The organism is Lysobacter sp. Soil_C_15, from assembly GCF_057657315.1.
The window spans coordinates 2501-5803 of record NZ_JBDGIR010000021.1; the positions used below are offsets into that span (position 1 = coordinate 2501).

2 rRNA genes (1 of these 2 running past the window's edge) are annotated in these 3303 nt (G+C 54.9%); both read left to right on the forward strand.

Annotated features, from left to right (window positions below):
• Window positions 1-2856: ribosomal RNA gene (locus tag AC3A57_RS22820) — 23S ribosomal RNA — on the forward strand (it extends 10 nt beyond the left edge of the window).
• 168 nt (window positions 2857-3024) lie between these two features.
• A 5S ribosomal RNA gene (rrf, locus tag AC3A57_RS22825) occupies window positions 3025-3139 on the forward strand.
• Window positions 3140-3303: the final 164 nt, after the last annotated feature.

Sequence of the window (3303 nt, forward strand, 5' to 3'; positions counted from 1 at the left end):
ATAAGCGCACACGGTGGATGCCTTGGCGGTCAGAGGCGATGAAGGACGTGGCAGCCTGCGAAAAGCGTGGGGGAGCTGGCAACAAGCATTGATCCCGCGATGTCCGAATGGGGAAACCCACCTAGCAATAGGTATCCTGCAGTGAATACATAGCTGCTGGAAGCGAACCCGGAGAACTGAAATATCTAAGTACCCGGAGGAAAAGAAATCAACCGAGATTCCCTAAGTAGTGACGAGCGAACGGGGACTAGCCCTTAAGTTGCATGAGTTTCAGCAAAAGAATCTGGAAAGATTCGCCGTAGAAGGTGATAGCCCTGTATGCGAAGGGGCTCATGCGATGAAATCGAGTAGGGCGGGGCACGAGAAACCCTGTCTGAATATGGGGGGACCATCCTCCAAGGCTAAATACTCCTGACCGACCGATAGTGAACCAGTACCGTGAGGGAAAGGCGAAAAGAACCCTGGTGAAGGGAGTGAAATAGACCCTGAAACCGTGTGCGTACAAGCAGTAGGAGCCCTTCGGGGTGACTGCGTACCTTTTGTATAATGGGTCAGCGACTTACTGTTCGTGGCAAGCTTAACCGTATAGGGGAGGCGAAGGGAAACCGAGTCTGATAAGGGCGCATAGTCGCGGGCAGTAGACCCGAAACCGGGTGATCTAGTCATGCCCAGGGTGAAGGTTGAGTAACATCAACTGGAGGCCCGAACCCACTCCCGTTGCAAAGGTAGGGGATGAGGTGTGATTAGGAGTGAAAAGCTAATCGAACCCGGAGATAGCTGGTTCTCCTCGAAAGCTATTTAGGTAGCGCCTCATATGTATCCTCTTGGGGGTAGAGCACTGTTATGGCTAGGGGGTCATTGCGACTTACCAAACCATGGCAAACTCCGAATACCAAGACGGACTGTATGGGAGACACACGGCGGGTGCTAACGTCCGTCGTGAAAAGGGAAACAACCCAGACCCACAGCTAAGGTCCCAAATTTATCGCTAAGTGGTGAACGATGTGGAAAGGCACAGACAGCCAGGAGGTTGGCTTAGAAGCAGCCACCCTTTAAAGAAAGCGTAATAGCTCACTGGTCGAGTCGGTCTGCGCGGAAGATTTAACGGGGCTAAGCGATAAACCGAAGCTTGGGGTGCACAACTTGTTTGTGCGCGGTAGAGGAGCGTTCCGTAAGCCTGCGAAGGTGGATTGAGAAGTCCGCTGGAGGTATCGGAAGTGCGAATGCTGACATGAGTAACGATAATGCGGGTGAAAAGCCCGCACGCCGAAAGCCCAAGGTTTCCTTGCGCAACGTTAATCGACGCAGGGTGAGTCGGCCCCTAAGGCGAGGCAGAAATGCGTAGTCGATGGGAAGCAGGTTAATATTCCTGCACCTCGCGTAAGTGCGATGGAGGGACGGAGAAGGTTAGGCAGGCCAGGCGTTGGTTGTCCTGGTGAGAGAGTTGAGGCGGTGCCCTTAGGCAAATCCGGGGGCGCAACGTTGAGACTAAGGACCGGTCCATTAGGACTAGGCTGCTGATATCACGCTTCCAGGAAAAGCTCCTAAGCTTCAGCTTACGCAGACCGTACCGTAAACCGACACAGGTGGGCAGGATGAGAATTCTCAGGCGCTTGAGAGAACTCGGGTGAAGGAACTAGGCAAAATAGCACCGTAACTTCGGGAGAAGGTGCGCCCTTTTTGGTTCATAGCTGAGAAGGGCCGCAGTGACCAGGCCGCTGCGACTGTTTATCAAAAACACAGCACTCTGCAAACACGAAAGTGGACGTATAGGGTGTGACGCCTGCCCGGTGCTGGAAGGTTAATTGATGGGGTTAGCCGCAAGGCGAAGCTCTTGATCGAAGCCCCAGTAAACGGCGGCCGTAACTATAACGGTCCTAAGGTAGCGAAATTCCTTGTCGGGTAAGTTCCGACCTGCACGAATGGCGTAACGACAGCGGCGCTGTCTCCACCCGAGACTCAGTGAAATTGAAATCGCTGTGAAGATGCAGCGTTCCCGCGGCAAGACGGAAAGACCCCGTGAACCTTTACTATAGCTTTACACTGAACGTTGAGTTCGTCTGTGTAGGATAGGTGGGAGGCTATGAAACTGTGGCGCTAGCTGCAGTGGAGCCATCCTTGAAATACCACCCTGTCGTGCTTGACGTTCTAACCTAGGCCCGTAATCCGGGTCGGGGACCGTGTATGGTGGGTAGTTTGACTGGGGCGGTCTCCTCCCAAAGTGTAACGGAGGAGCACGAAGGTACGCTCAGCGCGGTCGGACATCGCGCACTGTGTGCAAAGGCATAAGCGTGCTTGACTGCAAGATCGACGGATCAAGCAGGTACGAAAGTAGGTCTTAGTGATCCGGTGGTTCTGTATGGAAGGGCCATCGCTCAACGGATAAAAGGTACTCCGGGGATAACAGGCTGATACCGCCCAAGAGTTCATATCGACGGCGGTGTTTGGCACCTCGATGTCGGCTCATCACATCCTGGGGCTGTAGTCGGTCCCAAGGGTATGGCTGTTCGCCATTTAAAGTGGTACGCGAGCTGGGTTCAGAACGTCGTGAGACAGTTCGGTCCCTATCTGTCGTGGGCGTTGGAGATTTGAGAGGGGCTGCTCCTAGTACGAGAGGACCGGAGTGGACGAACCTCTGGTGTTCCGGTTGTCACGCCAGTGGCACTGCCGGGTAGCTATGTTCGGAAGCGATAACCGCTGAAAGCATCTAAGCGGGAAGCGCGCCTCAAGATGAGATCTCCCGGGAGCTCGACTCCCCTAAAGGAACCATCAAGACTAGGTGGTTGATAGGCAGGGTGTGTAAGTGCGGCAACGCATTGAGCTAACCTGTACTAATGATCCGTGTGGCTTGACCATATAACCTCAAGTGGCCTTGGACTCGACGACGCGTCGATATTCCAAACCAACACTGACTCGCTACATTCCAATCTATTCGCCGACAACGCAGTACACCGCGTCGAAGCAACCCAACGAGAGCGTGCGCGCTACTTCAATCCACCGAAGCCTGCGACCCTCCACCCTCTCCCTGGTGATAATAGCTGTGTGGAACCACCCGATCCCATCCCGAACTCGGAAGTGAAACGCACACGCGCCGATGGTAGTGTGGCTCAAGCCATGCAAGAGTAGGTCATCGCCAGGGGCTTTACCCCAGAAGGCCGGATCCGAAAGGATCCGGCCTTCTTCTTTTCGCGCGTGCGAAAGCCCCGGCCAGCCCTGATACCGCACTCCCGTTAACCGACGCGGTCAACTGCGCCGTGCGGCCAAACTCCCCGCAGCGCTTGCGCAGGCCGCTGCCGCGGAGCC